This window comes from Pseudomonas sp. P5_A2_2 (assembly GCF_054177685.1).
Map to the genome: position 1 here is coordinate 1 of NZ_JBGCUL010000359.1, position 4,395 is coordinate 4,395.

A 4,395-nucleotide genomic window follows, 5' to 3' on the forward strand; every position below is an offset into this window, starting at 1 on the left:
CGTAGAAGGTGTAGACCGCCGAAAGACCGTTCGGCAGTAAATCGGTGACGGCGACGGCCAGCAGCCGGCCGTTCAGGCGAAACTCATAAAAGCGTGAAAACGGCAGGTCCCGCACCAGGAATGTCGAAAACTGGTCGCGACTTGGCGGGTACATGTCGCCATCGGCGTGACGCTGTTCGATATAGCGCTGGTAAAGGTCGAAGTACTCTTCGTTGAAGCCGGGCCTGGCGGGACGCACCTGCAAATCCGCGTTGCGCTTGAAGATGCGTTTCTGTTGCCGGTTGGGCGTGAACTGTCCCACGGGAATACGCGCCGGAACGCACGCATTGCAATTCTGGCAATGCGGCCGGTAGAGATGGTCGCCACTGCGACGAAACCCCATCTCCGACAGGTCTGCATAGACATGCACATCCATGGGCTGACTAGGGTCGAGGAACAGGGTTGTGGCCTGCTCATCGGGCAGATAACTGCAAGAGTGCGGCTGAGTGGCATAGAACTTCAAACGCGCCAACTCGGTCATGATCAACCCTCGGGATAATGCTTTTGAATAAGTGTAAGCCACACGGGAGAAAGTCGCTCAGCAAACCCAGGTGGCGGTGTTGGCTTGGTCCAGGTGCCTGGCCAGATAGCTGGCAAATTCACGGCGAGGAATGGCGCGGGCGCCCAGGCTGTGCAGGTGGTCGGTGGGCATCTGGCAGTCGATCAGCACAAACCCCGAGTCTTTCAGATGCCGCACCAAGGTGGCAAAACCGAATTTCGAAGCGTTGTCGGCGAGGCTGAACATGGACTCGCCGAAAAACAGCTGGCCCATTGCCAGGCCATACAACCCGCCGACCAGTTCGTCTCCGTCCCACACTTCCACCGAGTGGGCGTGTCCGCGCCTGTGCAACTCGATATAAGCGTCCTGCATGGCCTCGGTGATCCAGGTGCCRTCGGCGTAATCCCGGGGCGCGGCACAGGCGCGGATAACGGCGGCGAAGTCCTGGTCAAAGGTCACTTGATAGCGTTGCTGGCGCAGCAGTTTGTTCAGGCTGCGTGAGACGTGCAATTCGTCGGGAAACAGAACCGTGCGCGGATCCGGAGACCACCAGAGAATCGGCTGGCCTTCGGAAAACCAAGGGAAGCAGCCGTGGCGATAAGCCGAGACCAGCCGATCGGCGGACAGATCGCCACCGGCAGCCAGCAGCCCGTTGGGGTCGCGCATGGCCTTTTCCAGCGGTGGGAAATGCAAGGTATTGCGTTGTAACCAAGTCAGCATGGCATCCGGGCTTGCAGAAGGGGAGGGCAGTGGCGGGTGTTGGCCCGCCGTAAAGTGTGCCTTCAAACGGCAGGAATGTCGTCGAGGTATTTTTCGGCGTCCAGCGCCGCCATGCAACCGGCCCCGGCAGACGTAACGGCCTGGCGATAAACGTGGTCGGCCACGTCACCGGCGGCAAACACACCGGCAATCGCCGTAGCGGTGGCATCGCCTTCGCTGCCACCCTTGACCAGCAGATACCCGTCGCGCATCTCCAGTTGGCCCGTGAACAGGTCGGTGTTGGGTTTATGGCCGATGGCGATAAACACCCCGGCCAGTGGCAGTTCCCTGGTTTCGCCGGTGTGGCTGTCCCGCAGGCGGGCGCCGGTCACGCCGCTGGCATCGCCGAGCACTTCGTCCAGATTCTGGTTCCAGTGCAGGCGGATATTGCCGTTGGCGGCCTTTTCGAAGAGTTTGTCCTGGAGGATCTTCTCCGAGCGCAGCTTGTCGCGTCGATGGATAAGGTGCACTTCCTTGGCGATGTTCGACAGGTACAAAGCTTCCTCGACCGCCGTATTACCGCCGCCGACCACCGCAACCACCTGATTGCGATAGAAAAATCCATCGCATGTCGCGCACGCCGAAACCCCTTTGCCAGCAAACCTTTCTTCCGATGGCAAACCCAGGTATTGCGCAGAAGCGCCGGTGGCAATGATCAGTGCGTCGCAGGTGTAAGTTGCGCCATCGCCGATCAGTTCGAACGGCCGTTGTTGCAACTTGGCGGTATGGATGTGGTCGTAAATGATCTCGGTGGCAAAGCGCTCGGCGTGTTTTTGCATGCGGTCCATCAGCACCGGTCCGGTCAGGCCTTCGACGTCGCCTGGCCAGTTGTCGACTTCGACGGTGGTGGTGAGCTGGCCACCTGCCTGTATGCCAGTAATGACAACGGGCTTGAGGTTGGCGCGGGCGGCATAAACGGCTGCGCTGTAACCGGCAGGGCCGGAGCCCAGGATAATCAGGCGTGAATGCTTCGCTTCGCTCATAAAAACACCTCATAAGCCTTTGTCACAAAAGAGAATGCATGCTCAAATTGAGCGGCATGTCATGCGCTGTTGACTATGCTACACCCAAGGGGCTCAAGCATGGCGTCGTGCGTACAAACCCGTACAATGCCMTGCGTGTTACCTATATTCATTGCGCGCCGTGTTTATAAAAACCGGGGCACAGTGTTAAAAGTAGTCCCGGTAACACGTGTTAACTTTTTTACCTGCCTGGATTGGGCAGTTTTCGGCAGTTTTTATAGTCATTCAACAGATGGACGCGCCCATGGCGCAGGAAAAGAAGCGTTTTGAAGAAATCCACCGCAGCACCTAAACCAGCCGTCGTTCCGCTCTGGCGCCAGCACTTGCACTACCGACTCAAGGAAGGTGCGCTGATCGCCATCGGTGCCTTGTGCCTGTTCCTGATGATGGCCTTGTTGACCTATGGCAAGGATGATCCGGGCTGGAGTCATAACAGCAAGATCGACGACGTGCAGAACTTCGGCGGTCCAGCGGGCTCCTACAGCGCCGATATCCTGTTCATGGTGCTGGGTTACTTCGCCTACATCTTCCCGTTGCTGCTGGCGATCAAGGCGTACCAGATCTTCCGTCAGCGTCACGAACCGTGGCAGTGGAGTGGCTGGCTGTTTTCCTGGCGCCTGATCGGTCTGGTGTTCCTGGTGCTGTCGGGCGCCGCTCTGGCCCATATCCATTTCCATGCCGCGACCGGTCTGCCGGCCGGTGCGGGCGGTGCGCTGGGCGAAAGCCTCGGCGACCTGGCCAGGAACGCCCTGAATATCCAGGGCAGTACGCTGCTGTTCATTGCGTTGTTCCTGTTCGGCCTGACCGTGTTTACCGACCTGTCGTGGTTCAGGGTGATGGACATCACCGGCAAGATCACCCTCGACCTGTTCGAACTGTTCCAGGGCGCGGCCAATCGCTGGTGGGCGGCCCGTACCGAGCGCAAGCAACTGGTCGCACAGCTGCGTGAAGTCGACGACCGTATGGATGAAGTGGTCGCGCCGACCGTCACCGACAAGCGCGAGCAGGCCAAGGTCAAGGAGCGGTTGATCGAGCGTGAGCAAGCCCTGAGCAAGCACATGTCCGAGCGCGAGAAGCAGGTGCCACCGGTGATTGCACCCGCGCCGCCAAAGCCTGCCGCACCGAGCAAGCGCGTCGAAAAAGAGAAGCAGACGCCGCTGTTCGTCGACAGCGCCGTCGAAGGCACCTTGCCGCCGATCTCGATTCTCGATCCGGCGGAAAAGAAACAGCTCAATTACTCGCCTGAATCCCTGGCGGCGGTTGGCCACCTGCTGGAAATCAAGCTCAAGGAATTCGGCGTTGAAGTTACAGTGGACTCGATTCACCCGGGGCCGGTGATTACCCGTTACGAAATCCAGCCGGCGGCCGGCGTCAAGGTCAGCCGCATTTCCAACCTGGCCAAAGACCTGGCCCGTTCCCTGGCCGTGACCAGCGTGCGCGTGGTGGAAGTGATTCCGGGCAAGACCACCGTCGGTATCGAGATTCCCAACGAAGACCGGCAGATCGTGCGCTTCTCCGAGGTGTTGTCGACCCCCGAGTACGACAACTTCAAATCCCCGGTCACCCTGGCCCTGGGCCACGACATCGGCGGAAAGCCGGTCATCACTGACCTGGCGAAAATGCCACACTTGCTGGTGGCCGGTACCACCGGTTCCGGTAAGTCGGTGGGTGTGAACGCGATGATCCTGTCGATCCTGTTCAAGTCCGGCCCGGAAGACGCCAAGCTGATCATGATCGACCCGAAAATGCTGGAATTGTCGATCTACGAAGGCATTCCGCACCTGCTGTGCCCGGTGGTCACCGACATGAAGGACGCCGCCAACGCCCTGCGCTGGAGCGTTGCCGAGATGGAGCGGCGCTACAAGCTGATGGCCAAGATGGGCGTGCGAAACCTGTCGGGCTTCAACGCCAAGGTCAAGGAAGCCCAGGACGCCGGCGAGCCGTTGAGCGATCCGTTGTACAAGCGCGAAAGCATCCACGACGAAGCGCCGCTCCTGCAAAAGCTGCCGACCATTGTGGTCGTAGTCGACGAATTCGCCGACATGATGATGATCGTCGGCAAAAAGGTTGAAGAAC

At 59.5% G+C, this 4,395-nt stretch carries 4 protein-coding genes; 1 reads left to right on the forward strand and 3 read right to left on the reverse strand.

From position 1 onward, the window contains the following. The 3 genes from ACXRVY_RS18275 to trxB all read right to left on the reverse strand — a co-directional run. Window positions 1–520 (reverse strand): arginyltransferase (locus tag ACXRVY_RS18275; protein WP_458237923.1); only part of this gene is annotated, 520 nt, incomplete at its 3' end. 57 nt (window positions 521–577) lie between these two features. Further along, a complete protein-coding gene (gene aat, locus ACXRVY_RS18280; RefSeq protein WP_223461581.1) occupies window positions 578–1,258 on the reverse strand; it encodes a leucyl/phenylalanyl-tRNA--protein transferase in 681 nt (226 codons plus the stop codon). A 62-nt stretch (window positions 1,259–1,320) separates the two neighbouring features. Next, on the reverse strand, window positions 1,321–2,280 hold the full coding sequence (trxB, locus tag ACXRVY_RS18285) for a thioredoxin-disulfide reductase (protein ID WP_223461583.1): 960 nt from the start codon (window positions 2,278–2,280) through the stop codon (window positions 1,321–1,323). 305 nt (window positions 2,281–2,585) lie between these two features. On the opposite strand from trxB, the gene ACXRVY_RS18290 reads away from it, so the two are divergent. Then, window positions 2,586–4,395, forward strand: a 1,810-nt coding sequence (locus tag ACXRVY_RS18290) for a DNA translocase FtsK 4TM domain-containing protein (RefSeq protein ID WP_458237924.1), incomplete at its 3' end; no start/stop codon positions are given.

What these genes read in the sequence shown, in the direction of transcription:
- trxB (WP_223461583.1), bottom strand. Translation starts at nt 2,280, where the DNA reads ATGAGCGAAGCGAAGCATTCACGCCTGATTATCCTGGGCTCCGGCCCT.